The sequence below is a fragment of the Bradyrhizobium sp. LB14.3 genome (genome assembly GCF_040547985.1).
Classification (GTDB): domain Bacteria; phylum Pseudomonadota; class Alphaproteobacteria; order Rhizobiales; family Xanthobacteraceae; genus Bradyrhizobium.
Genome location: NZ_JBEPQT010000003.1, coordinates 242,706 through 260,864, shown reverse-complemented (window position 1 = coordinate 260,864; position 18,159 = coordinate 242,706). Strand labels below are relative to the sequence as shown.

Genomic DNA, 18,159 nt, shown 5'->3' with positions numbered 1-18,159 from the left:
CTCCCACGGGAGGAAACAACAATGCGCTGGAAAATCAGCCCTCATTCTCGCTTCAGCCTTGGGCTGGGTTCCCGGGGTGGTTCGAGAGGCCACGACCCCAGAACCCTCGACATGATCGCCATCATCGCCCTGCTGGTGCTCGTCGTCGGCTCCGGCTGGTACTTGGCGACGAGTATTGCAACGCCGCCCAGCACGACGGCGTTCATCGTGCCGAGCCAGAGCGTTCACTGGTAATCAGCGGGACCAGAAAAAGCGTCCGAGCGGTGGTGGGATCGGCTCCGGCGGACGTGGCCGCTTCGGACGCGGCGGTTTCGCCGATGGCTCTGCGGATGAGGTCGTCTCCGCATCCGGCGCTGTGTCGCTTCCCGGTACCCTCACCGACAGCAGCAAGTTCGATTCATGCATGCGCCAGCGATAGCCGACGCCGAAATCGATCGGCTGGGCGCGCGTGAACAGGTTGGCGTAGCGCTCCTGATAGCGACCGGGAAATTCGCTGATCGGCCCGAGGTAGCGGCCGAACGGGAAGAACCGCCATTGCCGCGCGTTGTAGCTGGAAAGCGGAATGCCGGAATCGTCCTGGATGATGGTCGCGCTGTTGGCAAGCAGCCAGTCGCGCGCGACGGTGAAATTGCCGGAGTGCAGGAGATAGGACGCGCTCTTGATCAGGCTGTTGCCGGGCCCGAGCGTCTCGCAGAACTTCAGGAAGCCCGCCGCGCGTGCACCTGAATTGGAGAGATCGGTCGAAAAATAATACAGGGTGCGCACTTCGCCGTCGCTGCCGACGAAGGTGATGCGGGCGCCGCGCGTCGCGTTCGGTCCTGGATTGTCGTTGCCGACATGCATCCCGCCCTTGTCGTCGAGCGCGACCATCTCGACATTGCGGATGGTCTTGCCGGACCGGACCAGGAAGACATAGAGGATCGGCAAGGTGCCGTTGACCTGGTTGGTGTGCAGGTCGACTTTCATTTGCTTGGTGATGAAGAAGGAAAAATTCAGGATCGAGCCGAGCGATCGCTCGACATTGTAGAGCGCGGCGCCCACCGAACCGCGCGGCAGCCGCGTCAGGTCGGGCACCGCACCGACCGGCTCCAGCGCGCCGAGCACGTAGGTGCTGGCCTTCGAATAAAAGGCGTTGGCATAGAGGAAGTCGGGGCCGCTGAACAAATAGAACACGGTCGGCCTGGGTGCCGCCAGATTGACATCGGACCAGTTGCGTATCTTCGCGAGCTGACGCTGCTCGAGCTGAGCGAAGGCGCCGTCGAAGAACTTTGCGTGGCGCTGCCAGCCCGGGTCCTTCGTGAGCGGCACCAGCGGCGAATCCGCCGAAGGCTGCATGCCCGCAAGGAAGCGCGCGGTATCGTCGAAAGTGACTTCGGCGGCACGCGCGGACGAAACGCCCGCAGCCAGCAAGGCGAGAGCGACGGCCGAGATTCTCATGGGTCGAAACATGTCTATTCGCGATGTGATGACGTGCCAGCGGCGACCGGCCGCCTGCGGAAAACAGCATAAATCAACAGGCCCGAGAGCATGACGAGCATTCCCGACAGCGACTGCAGGGGCCGCTCGGTCAAAAGGTAGTACATCATGAACGCGGTCACGAGCAGGAAAACGAGCGGTGTGAACGGGTATCCCCAGGCCCGATAGGGCCGCGACAAATCGGGATCGGTGATGCGCAGCTTGATGACGCCGGCGACCGTGAAGAACGAGCAGAACAGCAGCGCGAACTGGATGAAATCGAGCACCGCCTCGAAACTGCGCGTGAACAGCAGCAGATTGGCGACGGCGAGCTGAAACAGGATGGCATAGGCCGGCGCGCCGCTCGTCGACTTGCGGGAGAACACGCGCAGCGCCGGAATGTCCTCGCCCATCGTCATCATCACGCGCGGGCCGATCCACATCATCGCACTGATCGAGGAGATCAGGCCGAAGCAGATCATCGCGCCGACGATCCGGCCGCCAAGGTTGCCGAAGATCGCACTGCCGGCGACGCTGGCGACGTCGAGCTGACCCGCGAGCGCGCCGACCGGCGTAGAATAGAGAAACACCGCATTCAGCGCGACGTACAGCACGAGCACGATCAGCGTGCCCGCGAGCAGTGCACGCGGCAGGTCCCGCTGCGGCATGTTCATTTCGCCGATGATGTAGGTCGCGGCATTCCAGCCCGAAAACGAGTACATCACAAACACAAGCCCGATCGCGAAGGGGGCGCTGACGATGTGTGCGAGGTCACCAGCCTGCGGGGTGAAGGCGATTGGCTGCGGGGTGCCAATGATGAAGCCGGCAACCAGGAAGGCCACGATCAGTACGACCTTCAGGATGGTCGAGATCAACTGGAAGGTCGAGGAGTGCCTGACGCCGGTCAGTTGCACGAGCGAGACCAGCCACACCACGGCGATGGCAAGCGGGATCGGCGGCACACCGGGCACGACCGATTTGGCGTATTCGCCGAACGCCATTGCGGCGAGCGCGACGGGCGCTGCAAAGCCAACCGTCGCCGACACCCAGCCCGCGAGAAAGCCGAAGGCGGGGTGATAGGTGCGGCCGAGGAAATTGTATTCGCCGCTGGAGCGCGGAAACATCGCGCCGAGTTCGCTGTAGGCGAACACCCCGCACAGCGCGACGATGCCGCCGATGGTCCACAGCAAGAGGATCGAGAAGCCCGAGGGGATGTCCTTGACCTGAAAGCCGAGGCTGGTGAAGACGCCGACCCCGATCATGTCGGCAACGACGATGGCGGTTGCGACCAGAACGGAGACTCCCGACCCGCTTCCGGTCAGCCGGCCGGTCCAGGCCGCGGTACCCGCATCTGATGCCGTCATCGGGGTCCTCAACCTCAGGCGTCACGCCTCGTGGGAAGCATCGTGCAGTTCGAGCCAGTCAATTCAAGCAGGGTTAACAAGGGTTAAATGAGGCGGGCTAAATCGGTACTCGGGCACCCTTGCTGCGCGGTCTTGGGCAATAAACCTGCGCAAACACCGGGACGTCCCGTCTCCTTTCCCCACAATCGCGACACGATTACGTGGTCCTTTTGAGCGTTCCGGATGTGGGGAAGTTTCTCCGGACACTTAACGTCGCCTAAACGCCCATCGGCTCAGTTGTCTTAATGATTGCCGATGGACTTGTGGTCATGACTTGGGGTCATGGGTGGATGGTCGGGGCCGTTCCGAAACTGAAAGCTGACATTCGTGCCGACCGGACGACGTCCGGCGCGCGCGGTCGTGCGCTCCGGATGGCTCTGATCTCAGCCTCGGTGCCGCTGTCGCTCACATTGATTCAATGCGGCAAAGCGCCCAATCCGGCGGCGCTCGCGGCGAACTCGCAGGCCAACGTCCAGATCGTTGCGAAGACAAATCAGCAGGTCGCAAGCAGCGACACGTTCGAGGATCGCTTCCCGGCCCCGCAGTTCACGGAGCGCTTCCCGTCCGCAAGCGAGGGTTTTCTGCAACGGCAGATGTCGGACTTCTCGCCCAAGCGCGCCGTGCAGCAGCCACAACCGGAGCAGGCGCCCTACAGGATCGCTTCGCTCGCGCCGCAGGCCCCCTACCAGCGTCCGGTGCGCGAGGACCTGACGACGCTCGTCAGCATGAAGTCGTCGGCATTCCCCTATTTCGGCAACAACCCCGCCTCCGACTCGCCGTTCCTCAACATCGCCAAGGGCGAGCGTCGCGGCCACCGCAGCTATTCCGGGCGCGTGTTCTGGCAGGACGAGACCTACAGCGACAACCGCGTGCTGATGCACGTGCCCGAACATTTCGACGTGCGTAAGCCAGGCGTGATCGTGGTGTTCTTCCACGGCAACGGCGCAACGCTCGAGCGTGACGTGCGCGACCGGCAGCTGGTGCCGCAGCAGGTCACCGATTCCGGCGCCAACGCCATCCTGCTTGCTCCGCAAATGGCGGTGGACGCCGCCGATTCCAGCGCCGGCAAGTTCTGGCAGGCAGGCGGCCTCAAGCGCTTCCTGGAGGAGTCTGCGAACCATCTGGCCCGGCTCACCGGCGATCCCAACAGCGCGCGCGCCTTCGCCAATATGCCGATCGTGATCGTCGGCTACAGCGGCGGCTTCCTGCCGACGGCCTGGAGCCTCGAGGTCGGCGGCATCAGCGACCGCGTCCGCGGCGTCGTGCTGCTCGACGCCGTCTACGGCGAAATGGACAAGTTCGCCTCATGGATCGAGAGCCACCGCTCCGGCTTCTTCGTCAGCTCCTACACCCGCTACACCGCGCGGCGCGACCGCGAGCTGATGAGCACGCTGCGGCAGAAAGGCATCAGCGTCTCCGAAGACATGGACGGACCGTTGCGTCCCGGCAGCGTGGTGTTCGTCGAAACCGGTGACGGCATCACCCATCGCGACTATGTGACCCGCGCCTGGACGCGGGACCCGCTCAAGGACGTGCTGGTGAAAATGTCAGCGACGCCATCACTCGCACTGACGCGCGTGGCCTCCACCAATCCATCCCCGTCGAGTCGCTGATCAGCGACTGACCGTCCGGCTCGAACCGCAGCTCGTTGGCCTCAGGTTTTGGGCAGCTTCGGAATGCTCTCGGCAAAGCCGTTGAAGCAGGCCAGCCGCTCGTCCTCTTCCTTGAAGAATCGGCAATCGGCGTAGCCCTTGGCCTTCGGCGGCTTCGGCTTCGGCGTTGGCGCGATCACCGCGTCGTAGCAGTTGAGCCGGTCCTTGGTGCCGTCATCGAGGTCGAGGCAGGCCTGGAGCCGCGCCGCGATCGATTGTGGCTTGCCCTTCGGCGCCGCGGCCGGCTTGGCGGCTGCCTCTTTGATCCCGGCCTTGGTCCCCTTGGGCTTGACCTGCATCAACGGCTTGTCCCCGACCATCGGTGGTGGCTTGTCGGCTTGCGCAAACGCGGAGGCCGAATAGAGCACCGCGGCAACCGCCAGAATCATCCTCATTTCAGTCAACTCTCTTTGGTCCCCATGCCTCGCCTTCTACCGCTCCTGCGCGCGGTTTGCCAAGCGCCTTGCGCACACGAAAACCCTTCCGTTCAGGCCGGGGCGGCGGTAGCCGGCCGGGGCCGGGTCAGGACTACCAGGATCAGCGCCAGCACGACGAAACCGACCGCGACGAAGCCGAGCGTATGCAGGAGCTCGCGGGCGAACAGCAGTCCGCCGACGGCAGAGCCGACAGCCTGGCCGATATAGAGGACGGAGGTGTTGAGTGCGACGGTCGCCGATGCCAGCGACGGTGCGGCCGAGACCAGCCGCACCTGCTGCATCGAATTGGTCGAGGCAAAGCCGAGGCCCCAGATCGCGACCGCACCCGCCATCAATGCGAGCGTGCCGGCACTGAGCGCCCAGCCCGTGATCCCCGCAAGCAGCAGGCAGGTGAACAGCAGCGAGGTGCGATAGGGTCCCGAGGTGTCGACGATGCGGGTCGCGATGACAACGCCGAGGAAGCCGCAGACGCCATAGAGAGCGAACACCATGCCGATCGCATCGGGCCCGGCGCCGGTCAGCTTCTTGAGCAGCGGGCCCATGAAGGTGAACACCACGAACTGCCCGGCCATCTGCAGCATCGTGATCGCAAGCAGCAGCAGGATCGTCCTGTCGCGGCCGACGGCGCTCCAGGTCGTCAGGTCCACCGGCGTGCCCTTCAAGCCCGCCGGCAGCCGGATCAGCAACAGCAGGAAGCTGATGCAGCCGAGCGCGCCGATCCCGCCATAGGCCGCGCGCCAGCCATAGCGGCTGGCGATGAAGGTGATCAGCGGCAGGCCGACGGCGGCAGCGAGTGACCAGCCGAGAAAGATGTAGGCGATCGTGCTCCCGCGACGCTCCACCGGCACGATCAGTGCCGCCGTGCCGGCGGCCTGCGGCGTGTAGAGCGCGCCGACCGCGAGCATCGCCAGGCGGATGACAAGGAGGCTCGTGTAGTCGGGCGCAAATGCCGATGCGAGATTGCCAAAGGCGAGCACCGCCAGCGTCGTGGTGAGCAGCGTCCGGCGCTCGATCCGGCTGGTGAGCCAGGCCGTCAGCGGCGATCCGATGCACAGGATGATGGCGCCGAAGGTGATCAGGAGCGCGGCCGCGTGGATGCTGACGTCGAGTCCCGTCGCCAATTCCGGCAGCATGCCCGCCGGTGCCAATACCGAGCAGCCGGTGACGAGATTGCCGAGCATCAGGGCAGTAGGCGCGAAACGGCCGGCGGGTGCATTTTCCATGCAGATGCATGTAGAGCAGACCTGCGACCGGTTAAAGGGCGTCGCCCGGAATAGTTCGTGCGGCGCCCCGGCTTTTGCGCGCCAGTTTCTTGGAAATGCCGGATTGCGCAGGCCGAATCGCCTGATATATCGCTCGTTCCCGCTTACCTGCGCTCGTTCGCAGGAGTGAGCCTCAGGAGACATGCAATGACCGACCAGCCCAAGGACCAATCCAGGTCCGAACAAGCCAAGGCCGAACAGACCAAGGCCGAACAAGCCAAATCCGAATCCGGCTTCCAATACAGCCTCAGCAATTTGAGACCCGTGACCCCACCGGAAAAAATCACTCTCACCTTCCCGGACGGCGCCCGGCGTGAATATGCCAAGAGCATCACCGGCCTCGAGATCGCCAAGGGCATTTCGCCGTCGCTGGCCAAGCGCACGGTCGCGATGGCGCTCGACGGCGTGGTCTCCGACCTCGACGATCCCATTGAAGCCGATGCCAAGCTCGAGCTGATCAACCGCGACGATCCGCGCGCGCTCGAGTTGATCCGCCACGACTGCGCCCACGTGCTCGCCGAAGCCGTGCAGACGCTGTGGCCGGGCACGCAGGTCACCATCGGTCCCGTGATCGAGAACGGCTTCTATTACGATTTCTTCCGCAACGAGCCGTTCACGCCGGAAGACTTTGCCGCAATCGAGAAAAAGATGCGCGAGCTCATCGCGCGCGACAAGCCTTTTACGAAAGAGGTTTGGGATCGCGAAAAAACCAAACAGGTGTTCCGCGACAAGGGCGAGGCGTTCAAGGTCGAGCTGGTCGACGCCATCCCCGGCAACGAGCCGATCAAGATCTACTATCAGGGCGACTGGTTCGATCTCTGCCGCGGCCCGCACATGACCTCGACCGGCAAGGTCGGCAACGCCTTCAAGCTGATGAAGGTGGCCGGCGCCTATTGGCGCGGCGACAGCAACAACCCGATGCTGACCCGCATCTACGGCACGGCGTTCGCCAAGCAGGAGGACCTCGACGCTTATCTGAAGCAGATCGAGGAAGCCGAAAAGCGCGACCATCGCAAGCTCGGGCGCGAGCTCGACCTCTTCCATTTCCAGGAGGAAGGTCCGGGCGTGGTGTTCTGGCACGCCAAGGGCTGGACCATCTTCCAGCAGCTGATCGCCTATATGCGCCGACGCCTGAGCGGCGACTACAGCGAGGTCAACGCGCCGCAGATCCTCGACAAGTCGCTGTGGGAGACCTCCGGCCATTGGGGCTGGTACCGCGAGAACATGTTTGCGGCGCAGTCGGCCGGCGACGAAGCCGAAGACAAGCGCTGGTTTGCGCTGAAGCCAATGAACTGCCCAGGCCACGTGCAGATCTTCAAGCACGGCTTGAAGAGCTACCGCGATTTGCCGCTGCGGCTCGCCGAGTTCGGCGTAGTGCACCGCTATGAGCCGTCCGGCGCCATGCACGGCTTGATGCGCGTGCGCGGCTTCACGCAGGACGACGCTCATATCTTCTGCATGGAGGATCAGCTCGCCGACGAGTGCCTGAAGATCAACGAGCTGATCCTGTCGACCTACGCCGATTTCGGCTTCACCGGCGATCTCACGGTGAAGTTGTCGACCCGACCGGAGAAACGCGTCGGTACCGACGCGATGTGGGATCACGCCGAGCGCGTGATGGCCACCGTGCTGCGCGAGATCCAGACGCAGAACAATCACATCAAGACCGAGATCAATCCGGGCGAAGGCGCCTTCTACGGGCCGAAGTTCGAATACGTGCTGCGCGACGCCATCGGCCGCGACTGGCAATGCGGCACCACGCAGGTCGACTTCAACCTGCCGGAACGGTTCGGTGCGTTCTACATCGACCACGACAGCGGCAAGAAGCCGCCGGTGATGGTGCACCGCGCGATCTGCGGTTCGATGGAGCGCTTCATCGGCATCCTGATCGAGCACTATGCCGGCAACTTCCCGCTTTGGCTGTCGCCGGTGCAGGTGGTGGTCACCACCATCACGTCGGAGGCCGACGAATACGCCAAGCAGGTTCTGGAGCAGGTCCGGCGTGCGGGACTTCGGGCCGAGATCGACCTGCGCAACGAAAAGATCAACTACAAGGTCCGCGAGCATTCGCTGGCCAAGATTCCGGCACTGCTCGTGGTCGGCAAGAAAGAGGCCGAGACACAGTCGGTCTCGATCCGGCGGCTCGGCAGCGACGGCCAGAACGTGACCACGACGGTGGAGGCGCTCGCCGCCCTCGTCGACGAGGCGACCCCGCCGGATGTGAAGCGGGCGCGTGGCGCGGCCTGATTCCTGAAATCGATCTAAACCCGCTTTCGGTTGCGGGCGTGCATGCTTATCTCGGCATGGCACGCCCGACGACCAGCCGAAGAGGATATCGCAGTGCCTGACGCCATCGAACTCCTGAAGACCCGCCGCTCGGTCAAGCCGCGCGAGATGTCCGGACCCGGGCCCTCCCCGGCCGAGCTCGAGACCATCCTCACCATCGGCTCGCGCGTGCCCGACCATGGCAAGCTTGCGCCCTGGCGCTTCATCATTTTCGAGGACGATGCGCGTCAGCGCGCCGGCGAGGTGATCGCAAAGGTGTTTGCCCGGAAGAATCCCGGCGCGCCTGCCGCCGATGTCGAGACCGAGCGCAAGCGCCTCACGGATGCGCCGCTGGTGATCGGCATCGTCAGCTTCACCAAGCCGCATCCGAAGGTGCCGGCCTTCGAGCAGGAATTGTCGGCCGGCGCCAGCGTCATGAACATCGTCACGGCCGCGACCGCGCTCGGCTACGGCGCCTGCTGGCTGACCGGCTGGTTCTCGTTCGATCGCGACGTGCTGGATGGCCTCGGCCTCAAGCCGGACGAGAAGCTCGCCGGATTCGTCCATATCGGCACCCCGACCAAGCAGAGCGATGACCGTCCGCGACCGGTCCTTTCTGAAATCGTGACGCGATTTTAATCGAAGGCGTGTTGACGCCTTCGACGTCTTGCGGCTTTGATCCCGGCGAGGGAGGAAGCCTGGATGAAGCGTCGTGAATTTCTGGTCGGAGCCGCGCTGCTGGCCGGCACGATGGCGCGGAGCCGCGCCGCCGATATCGCCGCTCCGTCGTCCGACGGGCTCGACCGCATCACAAAGTATTTTGACAACGAGGTGACGAGCGGCCGGCTGCCGGGCGCCGTGGTCCTGGTGCAGCAGCACGGCAAGCCGGTCTATCTGAAGAATTTTGGCGTGCGCGACACCAGGACAGGTCTCGCGATGACGCCCGATACGATCTTCGCCATCCATTCGATGACCAAGCCGGTCACGTGCCTCGGCGCAATGATGCTGATCGACGAGGGCAAGCTTGCGCTCACCGACCCGGTGTCGAAATACATTCCTCTCTTTGCCGACACCAAGGTGGGACTGGAGGTCACCAATCCCGACGGCACGTTGCATCTGGATCTCGTGGCCCCGGTCCGTCCCGTCAACATCGAGGATCTGCTGCGGCACACCTCGGGCATCAGCTACGATTATATCGGCGGCAAATGGGTCGAGCAGGCCTACAAGGCTGCCGACATCTTCGAAGGCCAATTCAACAACAGGGAATTCGCCCAACGCATCGCAAAGCTGCCGCTGGCGCGGCAGCCGGGAACGCTGTGGCGCTACGGTCATTCCACCGACGTGCTCGGCAGCGTCATCGAGATCATCTCGGGCCAGACGCTGTACGAATTCCTCAAGCAGCGCATCCTCGATCCGCTCGGCATGAGCAGCACCAAATTCGCGCTGGCGAGCGCGGACGAGCTCGCTCGGATGGCGCGGCCGCTGCCCAATGACTTCATTCTGCTTGCCGCCGAGCGCGACCGCCTCGACCATCCCGAATGGCAATCCGGGGGCGGCGGGCTGCTCTCGACCATCACCGACTATCAGCGTTTCTCGCAGATGCTGCTCAATGGCGGCGAGTTCGAGGGCAAGCGCTATCTGAGCCCCGCGGCTTTCAAAGCCATGACCACGGATCACGTCGGGCCCGGCTCCGGCGTTGGACGCGATTATTTCTATTTTCCGGGCGACGGCTTCGGTTATGGCTATGGCCTTGCGGTGCGGACCGATCCCGGCAACGCCAAACCGCCGCCGCCGGGCTCGCTCGGCGAGTTGAAATGGGACAGTGGCAGCGGCACCTATTTCGGGGTCGATCCCAAGCTCGACATGGTCTACCTCCTGATGCAGCAAACCCAGAACGAGCGCAGCCGCATCACGCCCGCTTTCAAGGCGCTGGTCTATGACTGTTATCCGTCCGAGTTACGCCGCCCGTGAAGCACGCTGGTCGAAATCGGCGAGCAGCTTTGCGATCTCGGCGCCGCAATGACGAACTGTGACGACAACGCTCGTCTTTCTCGTGTCCCGGACGCGGTGCGGCACGCAGTGACGCGCCGCAGAGCCGGGATCCAGGAAGCCGCGCCGTTCGCTGTTGCATGGGCCCCGGCTCTGCAGCGCACAGCGAAGAGGCGCTGCGCTGCGTCCGGGGCACGGGATCGTTGTTGAATAATTGACATGGGCTTGCATCCCCGCGGCATGTTTCGCCCGAGCTTTGCTTCGTCGCCTCACCCTCAATTGAAAGAGGGCGCAGGGAAGACCGGGAGCCGGCTGGCTCCTATTGATCCGCTATGCCAAGGGCAGATTGCGCTACAATGCACAGCGGGAAACAGGGCAACCGGAGCATCCCGGCCTTCCCTGCGCAATGGTTGGAACGGCTTATGTCGTGTTCTCCCCGGGGAGCGATGCACTATTGCCCCCGTCGCCCTGCGGATGGCTGATGTACGTGCCCGGTTGGACTGCACACATCACCGCAAGACTTGGCGCACAGACCCCGGGCGCCAGGACGACACGATTTGGCCGTACGCCGATCACACCGGTCGTGCGCGCGACGCCTTCGCTCACGGCTCTCCGCCCTGCGAAACCATTCGCGCCGATGTAATCCACGTCCACCGCCGCTCGGCCCGCGTTCGTGACGATCGCGATACGCCCCTCTTCCTTGGGCCGGAGTGAGCGGAAGATACGATAATTCCGAATTCTGTAAAGGCGAATATTTTTTCGCCTGCCTATTGACCGACAATTTGTGTGTTTTGCCCGACAGGCACCGCAAGGTCTCGTAGCCCCGATGAGCGAAGCGACATCCTGGATTCCCGCTGCGAGCGGTCCCGGGTATCGCTTCACTCATCTGGGCTACGGCAGCGTGTCAAAAGCGATCACCCCGCCAACCGCTCGATCACGAGATCGAGCAGCGCGCGCAGACGCGCCGAGCGCCTGAGATCGCGGTGATAGCCGACATAGGTGTCGCGGCCGGGCGGCGTCGCGCCGATGTCGAGCGCGACCAGGCGGCGATCGCGGTCGCCGAGTGGACGCGGCAGCACCGCGAGCCCGCCGCCGCTCGCGCAAAGTTCCGCCTGCGCCTGCCTGTTGTTGCTGCGCGAGGCGATTTCCATATTCGGCAGCGTACGCTTCAACCACAGGGTATCGGGCATGTCGGCGAATTCGGCGTTCATGGTCACGCCCCGGACACCGCCTCCGTCGCCGGCGCGTGGCGGCTTGCTGCCCTTCTTGCCGTAGAGTGCATAGGGAATGTGGAGCAGCTTTCGGGAGATCACTTCAGGCTCGTCGAATGGTTTAATTCGGAAGACAAGATCGGCCTCGCGGCGCGGCAGGCTGTAGAGGCGCGCATCGGTCAGAAGCTCGACTGTTACCTTGGGATGGCATTTGCCGAAGGCGGCTATCACCGGCGAGAGCATCACCGTCCCGAACCAGTCCGACGACGACAGGCGCAGCAAGCCATCGAGCTGCGTCTCCGCGCCGGACGCTTGCCGCTCCAAAGCGAGCGCCTCCTCTTCAATCCGTTCGGCATGGCGCAGCACGGCTGTGCCCTCGTCGGTCAGCACGAAACCATCCGTCGTGCGCTGGAACAGCGTCTGTCCGAGCGACTGTTCGAGCGCACGAAGTCGTCGCCCCATCGTCGGCTGGGTCTGGCCGATCTTCCGTGCGGCCGCGCCGAGCGTGCCTTCGCGCGCAATCGCCAGGAAGATGCGCAGATCGCTCCAGTCCATCGAAAGCCCCCTCATACAAAAACGCACGACAATCGTACATTCTAGTTCCTTCCCATGCAAAAAATTATGAGCATATTGGAGGCCGACAACGGAGCAAGACGATCATGACGAGACAATCGACGATGCGCGCGGCCGTCCTGGAGACCCACAACGCGCCGCTGCGCCTCTCAACCATCGCCACGCCCAAGATCGGCCCGCGCGAGGTGCTGGTGCGGATCCGCGCCAGCGGGGTCAATCCGCTCGACACCAAGATCCATGCCGGCACGGCGGCGCATGCGCGCCATCCGCTGCCTGCGATTCCCGGACTTGATCTCGCCGGCGTGATCGAACAGACCGGGCGTGACGTCTCGCGGTTCAAGCGGGGCGACGAGGTCTATGGCATGACCGGAGGCGTCGGCGGTGTGCAGGGATCGCTCGCCGAATTCGCCGCTGTCGACGCCGACCTGCTGGCGTTGAAGCCTGCCAATCTCAGCATGCGGGAGGCAGCCGCCCTGCCGCTCATCTTCATCACGGCCTGGGAAGGACTGATTGACCGCGCGGCGCTGAAGGCCGGCCAGAAGGTGTTGATCCATGGCGGCGCAGGCGGCGTCGGCCACATCGCGATCCAGATCGCGCGCGCGTTCGGAGCAGATGTGTTCGCGACCGGCTCGGCATCGCAGCGCGCCACCATCGAGGGCTTTGGCGCGACCTTCATCGATCGCGATAGCGCCATCGCGACGTATGTTGCAGAGCTTACGGACGGCCGCGGCTTCGACATCATCTACGACACCGTCGGCGGCAAGGTGCTCGACGCCTCCTTCGAGGCCGTGCGCCGCTTCGGCCATGTCGTGAGCGCGCTCGGTTGGGGGACGCATGCGCTTGCGCCGCTCTCGTTCCGCGCCGCCACCTATTCCGGCGTGTTCACGCTGCTGCCGCTGCTCTCAGGCGAAGGCCGTGCGCATCACGGAGAGATCATGGCGGAAGCCACGCGCCTCGTTGAGGCCGGCAAGCTCGTGCCGACGCTCGATGCCCGGCACTTCACACTGGAGAACGTCGGCGATGCCTATGCGCTGATCCGCGATCACGCGGCGCAGGGCAAGCTCGTCGTAGAGATCTGACGGCGCTCGCAGAGACGTCTCCAGTGCATCGAGCGCAGCACAATCCGGGGCTACGGAGCCCCGTGCGCGCGGATGCCGCTAGTCCTCGCTGGAAGCCGCGGAACGATTGCGCAGGTGGGCCTGCGACAACAGGAAAAACAATGCGCGCTCGCCATGATATTTGGCGGACGGCCGGGTCCGCTCGAAGCCATCGGCAAATTTCTTGCCGGACTGGTCGCACACCTGCCACCGCCAGCCGAACCGCTTACGCCTGGTGAGGATCACTTCGAACATGCCGGCGAGCTTGGTCCCTGCTCCTTGCCGGTCTCGCAGGTGCACAAGCCTGCTCCGGCCTCCTCCGTTGGAGGGATGCCCGACATATAACGCAGCGGGATGGAAAGAGAATAAAATTGATTATCGGAAACGGGTATCTTGCACCGGCCGTGACGAAGTCGCGGCGCCGCTGGAATAAGCCGGTGGTGCTGGTGTTTATCTGCGCTTCGACCAAGCTTGGTAGCGCTGACAGAAGTATTCTGATCGGAACACCAACCGGAGTAGCGGAGAGCATGCTTCCCGCACACGTGACGAGACTGGCGGTAATGAGATATGGGACATTCGTGCGCTGAGTGAGAAGTGTTCGCCAGGCACTCGGGCCAGCGTCAAGCCGCATGCGGCATCACCGCTTAAGCCCTAGCGCGCGACGACTTCCACTTCGCCGTCGACGCCGTTGACGACGTTGAAGCCGCGCTCGTAGACCTTGCCCTCGTTCTTGGCGATGGCGCGGTATTCGCCTTCGGAGAGCACGACGCGCGGGAAGGCGCCGATCGATTCCTTGATGACGTCGCCGCCCGGGGTCAGCACCGACCAGGCGGTGTTGGCAAGCGCCTCGCCGCCCCTGTCGCTGACCAGCTTGAGCGTGATGACGGCGGCGCGGTGGGTGATGGTGACGTCGGTGAGCTTGCTGGCCTGGACGCGGATGTCCGAGCGCACCACCGAATTGGCGTCGCCGTAGTTCGAGATGATGTAGTAGGTGCCTTCCGGCAGCAGCACGACGTCGCCGGCGGCGACGTTCGGCACCAGGGAGGCGCGCTCGCCGGATTCGAACTGGCTTCCCTTGTAGATCGCGAACGATATCTGGTTCTGCGGAATGCGGCTGGTGCCGACCCGGCCCTCGATGCGCAAGCCGCCGGCCGGCAGCACGAATGATTCGCGGTCGGTCTCGGCCTTCAGGCTGACTGTGCGCACCGCGCTGACGAGGCCAAAGGCAACGTGCACGACGTAATTGCCGGGCGGCAGCACGATGTTGGGCGTGGCGTTGCGGTCCTCGCGGATCAGCTTGAAGGTGCCGTTCTCGTCGGGACGATCGGCAAACACGCGCCAGACCAGGCCGCTGGTGATCGGCGGGGTGTCCTTGCCGTATTTCGCGGTCAGCGACAGTACGCCCTGTCCGGGGACGGCCGCGTTGAGCGGCGCGGCGGACGGCACGGTCGTGACCGCCGGCGGCGGCATGCTGGGCGTGGTCGGCTGCATCAGGGTCGGCGGCAGGCTCGGAGGTCCGGCACCCGGGCCGGAGGGCGGCGCCAGGCTGACGGCGCCGCCGGGGTCGGGCACCGAAGCGGGCGGCACCGGCGGCGGACGATCAGAGAAAAGCTGCGCCTGCGCAGTATTTTGGCCGAGGGTATAGAGGCAGGCAGCAAGGATCAGCATCGGCAGCAGCGATGCGCCGCGCCGCCATCTGATGATGCCGTCACCCCCGAGAGTCATGCCACCTGCTTTTCACCGAAAACGCGGCAAATTCAAGCCTCCGAAACCCCAAGAAATACGGCCTGTTCTGATTTGGAACCCGGTTGACGCCTGCGTGATTACCCCACAGGGCACCGCCCCTCGCCATACTCCTGCCCCGTGCCCTTCCCAAACCGGCATAAACCATGCTCCGGCCCGGTTCTGGCGGAGCGCGAGTACGGTGCCTAATCTGATGGCGGGTCCAGGCGTAGGAGAGTTTCGGTGCTGGATATATTGAAGGGTCGGGGTACGAACAGCTCGAACGGCGAAAAGGTCGGCTTGGGTAGCGTCCGCCGGCCGATCATTGGCCTTGCCCTCGGCGGCGGCGCAGCGCGCGGCTTCGCCCATATCGGGATCCTGAGAACCCTCACGGCCAATGGCATCGTGCCTGACGTCGTGGTCGGCACTTCGATCGGCGCCGTGGTCGGCGGCCTCCATGCGGCCGGCCGGCTCGATACGCTGGAGGAGTGGGGGCGCAGTCTGCAAGGTATGCGCAACATCCTCGGCTATCTCGACATCCGCCTCAACGGCTCAGGCCTGATCGGCGGCGAAAAGCTTGCAACGCGACTCGAGGAGGCGGTCGGCCAGACCCTGATCGAAGACCTTCCGATCAAATTCGCGAGCGTCGCGACTGAGGTCCGCACCGGCCACGAAATCTGGCTGACGCGCGGCCGCGTGGTCGACGCGATGCGTGCCTCCTATGCGCTGCCCGGCATCTTCTCTCCGGTCCTGATCGGGGATCGCTGGCTGGTCGACGGCGCATTGGTGAACCCGGTGCCGGTCTCGGCCGCCCGCGCGCTGGGCGCCGAAATCGTCATCGCCGCAAATCTTTCCAGCGACATCTTCACCTATTCGACTACGGTCTATTCGCACGGCGCGATGCCTGAACCGGCCATTGCTGTGGCCGAAGAGACGACGTCAAAGCGGCGCTTCCCGAGATTCTTCTCGCCTGAGAAGACGGTGAAGCGCGAGTTCTTCGGCGGCGGCAGCGCCCGCCCCGGCCTCTCTTCGGTGATGGTCGACGCCTTCAACATCATGCAGGACCGGATCACCCGCGCCCGCCTCGCCGGCGATCCGCCCGATATGCTGATCACACCGCGGGTCGGCCATTTCGGCTGGTTCGACTTCCACCGCTCCGAAGACCTCATCGCCCTGGGCACCCGCGCTGCCGAGCGAGCGCTGGAGTCCATCCAGGAGGCAATCCACGAGCTGGCGCCGGCGCCCGAAGGCACCGCGCCGAAAGCCGGCCAGCAAGACTGATCAGGCCGTCTTGATGTAGTCGCGCAGGGCTTCCTGCTCGGTCTCGTATTCCTGCACCCGGCGTTTGACGATGTCGCCGATCGAGATCAGGCCCACTACCTTGCCGCTGTCGATCACGGGAAGATGCCGGAACTTGCCGGTGGTCATCATCTCCATGAGCTCGGCGACCGTGTCGGTCTCCTTGCAGGTGACGACCTTGCGGGTCATGACCTGAGAGACCGGCTCCTCGAGCGCGCCGGCTCCGCGCTCGCCGATCACCCGCACGATGTCACGCTCCGACAGGATGCCTTCGAGCCGGCTCTGGTTCATCACCAGCACCGCGCCGATCTTCTTCTCACCGAGCAGCTTGACCGCGACCGCCAGCTTCGCGTCCGGCTCGACGCTCATGACCTGGTGGCCCTTGTTGTTGAGAATCGAACGTACCGTCATTGTCGCCTCCCTGAATCCGAACCGCCCGCTTTTCGCGGTTGGACTTGTTCATCGAGCCTTCAACCAACAGACTTGGAGTCTTCAACTAACAGTCTTGAACTAACAGTCCTGAACTAAACAGGCCTGGCGCCGGTTTCACCCTCAGGCGCTTGTCGAAGCATTGCCTCTACGGGCTTGTCGCTTCGGAACATTCTTCACGAGAATGATGGATGAATTCGGGCGGCGCCGCAAGCGCCGCTTCAAATACGGTCTGAAATGTCCTGTGATGACGCATTCGCAGCATCGCTTCGCACGCGCGGCACGGGATCGAACAGAGTGAACAGCAACAGGCCGGCAAGGAAGCCGCCGATATGCGCCTGCCAGGCAACGCTCGTGGTCTCGCTATCGACGCCGATCGCGCCGACACCGAAGACGATATTGACGCCGAACCACACCGCGAGGAAACCGAGCACCCGCCCGTCGCGCAGCGCGCGTGACAGCGGCAGCGCCGGAACTCTCGCGGCGGTATCGGCATCCGATCGGCTGAACGACAGGAAGCTGCCGCGAACGAAGGCAAAGCGGATCGCCGCTGCCATCGCGCCGGACACCGAAGCCGAAGCGCCGATCATCGGCGCCACCGCGTGCTCATGGGTGACGAGATGGGCGAGCGCGCCGGCCGCCGCCGTCACCGCGAGGAACAGGAAGAACCTGATGGTGCCAAAGCGCCGCGCCAGCGCGCTCCCGAACGGCAACAGCCACAGCACGTTGAAGCCGAGATGGGTGAGATTGGCGTGCAGCAGCGAATAGGTGACGAAGCTCCAGATTTTTGCGCCGGCGCCGCCCGGAATCTCCAAATTAAGCAGTGAGGAATCGTAGCGCTTGGGGATGAAGCCGAAGACGTCGATGGTCCAGTTCTCCAGGTCCGGCGGCAGCAGCACGCGCAGATGGATCACCGCCAGCAGGATGATGTAGGCGGTCAGCGCCACGGGCAGCGTCAGGATCGGCTCGCGCGGAACCTCCTCATTGACAGCCGGGACCTCCATCGAAGCATGATGCAACGAAGGATCTTGCGGCGGAGAATCTTGCGGAGAATCCAAGGCAGCTTCGCTTTCAGGCGCGATCGGAGCGACAGGATTAACGACAGGCCTTGGAGATAGTCGCCTTTGCCCGCCCTGCGCAAGTGCACAAAAGGAAAAGGCAGGGCCCTGGAAAGCCCTGCCTGTCCGTGTCGGACTTCCGGTACCCAGAGAGAGGGGTATCCCCACCCCTCCCCGCGGCCGGTGACCAAACTGTTTGACGCCTGTGTACAGGCCTCGCCGAGAACCTGGAGAAAAGCGGCGAGGCTTTGCGACTGCGGTCACCATAGCAGCGGGGCGGCGGACGGAAAGCGCATAGTTAATTTAA

Annotated in this window: 16 protein-coding genes; 7 read left to right on the top strand and 9 right to left on the bottom strand. The window is 64.1% G+C overall.

Annotation, left to right across the window (positions count from 1 at the left end; all coding sequences use genetic code 11):
- Positions 1 to 21 precede the first annotated feature (21 nt).
- A complete protein-coding gene (locus tag ABIB00_RS08495; RefSeq protein WP_354104027.1) occupies positions 22 to 234 on the top strand; it encodes a hypothetical protein in 213 nt (70 codons plus the stop codon).
- Here ABIB00_RS08495 and ABIB00_RS08490 read toward each other — a convergent pair whose 3' ends face one another.
- Positions 235 to 1,449 carry a hypothetical protein gene (locus tag ABIB00_RS08490; protein WP_354104026.1) on the bottom strand — a complete coding sequence of 405 codons (1,215 nt, stop codon included), beginning with the start codon at positions 1,447 to 1,449 and terminating at the stop codon, positions 235 to 237.
- Between the two features lie 2 nt (positions 1,450 to 1,451).
- The gene (locus ABIB00_RS08485) at positions 1,452 to 2,819 is read right to left on the bottom strand and encodes an APC family permease (protein ID WP_354104025.1); all 1,368 of its coding nucleotides are present in this window, start codon (positions 2,817 to 2,819) and stop codon (positions 1,452 to 1,454) included.
- 329 nt (positions 2,820 to 3,148) lie between these two features.
- Between ABIB00_RS08485 and ABIB00_RS08480 the strand changes: the two genes are divergently transcribed.
- On the top strand, positions 3,149 to 4,471 hold the full coding sequence (locus tag ABIB00_RS08480) for an alpha/beta hydrolase (protein WP_354104199.1): 1,323 nt from the start codon (positions 3,149 to 3,151) through the stop codon (positions 4,469 to 4,471).
- Positions 4,472 to 4,512: 41 nt separating this feature from the next.
- On the opposite strand, the gene ABIB00_RS08475 is transcribed toward ABIB00_RS08480, so the two are convergent.
- Complete coding sequence (locus ABIB00_RS08475; protein WP_247443319.1) at positions 4,513 to 4,905, bottom strand: hypothetical protein; 393 nt, start codon at positions 4,903 to 4,905, stop codon at positions 4,513 to 4,515.
- A gap of 92 nt (positions 4,906 to 4,997) precedes the next feature.
- On the bottom strand, positions 4,998 to 6,170 hold the full coding sequence (locus tag ABIB00_RS08470) for an MFS transporter (RefSeq protein ID WP_354046477.1): 1,173 nt from the start codon (positions 6,168 to 6,170) through the stop codon (positions 4,998 to 5,000).
- Between the two features lie 186 nt (positions 6,171 to 6,356).
- Here ABIB00_RS08470 and thrS point away from each other — a divergent pair, with 186 nt between their 5' ends.
- From thrS to ABIB00_RS08455, 3 genes are all read left to right on the top strand, one after another.
- Positions 6,357 to 8,456 carry a threonine--tRNA ligase gene (thrS, locus tag ABIB00_RS08465; RefSeq protein WP_354046475.1) on the top strand — a complete coding sequence of 700 codons (2,100 nt, stop codon included), beginning with the start codon at positions 6,357 to 6,359 and terminating at the stop codon, positions 8,454 to 8,456.
- Between the two features lie 93 nt (positions 8,457 to 8,549).
- A complete protein-coding gene (locus tag ABIB00_RS08460; RefSeq protein WP_354104024.1) occupies positions 8,550 to 9,113 on the top strand; it encodes a nitroreductase family protein in 564 nt (187 codons plus the stop codon).
- 63 nt (positions 9,114 to 9,176) lie between these two features.
- Positions 9,177 to 10,445, top strand: a complete 1,269-nt coding sequence (locus ABIB00_RS08455) for a serine hydrolase domain-containing protein (RefSeq protein ID WP_354104023.1) — start codon at positions 9,177 to 9,179, stop codon at positions 10,443 to 10,445.
- A 932-nt stretch (positions 10,446 to 11,377) separates the two neighbouring features.
- On the opposite strand, the gene ABIB00_RS08450 is transcribed toward ABIB00_RS08455, so the two are convergent.
- Positions 11,378 to 12,229 (bottom strand): LysR family transcriptional regulator, encoded by an 852-nt coding sequence (locus ABIB00_RS08450; RefSeq protein WP_354104022.1) that lies wholly within the window; start codon positions 12,227 to 12,229, stop codon positions 11,378 to 11,380.
- 104 nt (positions 12,230 to 12,333) lie between these two features.
- Here ABIB00_RS08450 and ABIB00_RS08445 point away from each other — a divergent pair, with 104 nt between their 5' ends.
- A complete protein-coding gene (locus tag ABIB00_RS08445) occupies positions 12,334 to 13,326 on the top strand; it encodes a zinc-dependent alcohol dehydrogenase family protein (RefSeq protein ID WP_354104021.1) in 993 nt (330 codons plus the stop codon).
- A 78-nt stretch (positions 13,327 to 13,404) separates the two neighbouring features.
- Here the strand turns inward: ABIB00_RS08445 and ABIB00_RS08440 are convergent, their stop codons facing one another.
- Both ABIB00_RS08440 and ABIB00_RS08435 read right to left on the bottom strand, forming a co-directional pair.
- A complete protein-coding gene (locus tag ABIB00_RS08440; protein WP_354104020.1) occupies positions 13,405 to 13,599 on the bottom strand; it encodes a hypothetical protein in 195 nt (64 codons plus the stop codon).
- A gap of 396 nt (positions 13,600 to 13,995) precedes the next feature.
- A complete protein-coding gene (locus tag ABIB00_RS08435; RefSeq protein ID WP_354104019.1) occupies positions 13,996 to 15,069 on the bottom strand; it encodes an RgsD C-terminal domain-containing protein in 1,074 nt (357 codons plus the stop codon).
- Positions 15,070 to 15,309: 240 nt separating this feature from the next.
- On the opposite strand from ABIB00_RS08435, the gene ABIB00_RS08430 reads away from it, so the two are divergent.
- The gene (locus ABIB00_RS08430) at positions 15,310 to 16,347 is read left to right on the top strand and encodes a patatin-like phospholipase family protein (RefSeq protein WP_354104018.1); all 1,038 of its coding nucleotides are present in this window, start codon (positions 15,310 to 15,312) and stop codon (positions 16,345 to 16,347) included.
- On the opposite strand, the gene ABIB00_RS08425 is transcribed toward ABIB00_RS08430, so the two are convergent.
- The gene (locus ABIB00_RS08425; RefSeq protein ID WP_354104017.1) at positions 16,348 to 16,776 is read right to left on the bottom strand and encodes a CBS domain-containing protein; all 429 of its coding nucleotides are present in this window, start codon (positions 16,774 to 16,776) and stop codon (positions 16,348 to 16,350) included. It abuts the gene before it with no gap.
- A 239-nt stretch (positions 16,777 to 17,015) separates the two neighbouring features.
- Entirely contained in the window at positions 17,016 to 17,852 is an 837-nt protein-coding gene (locus ABIB00_RS08420; RefSeq protein WP_502917794.1) for a rhomboid family intramembrane serine protease, read from the bottom strand.
- Positions 17,853 to 18,159 lie beyond the last annotated feature (307 nt).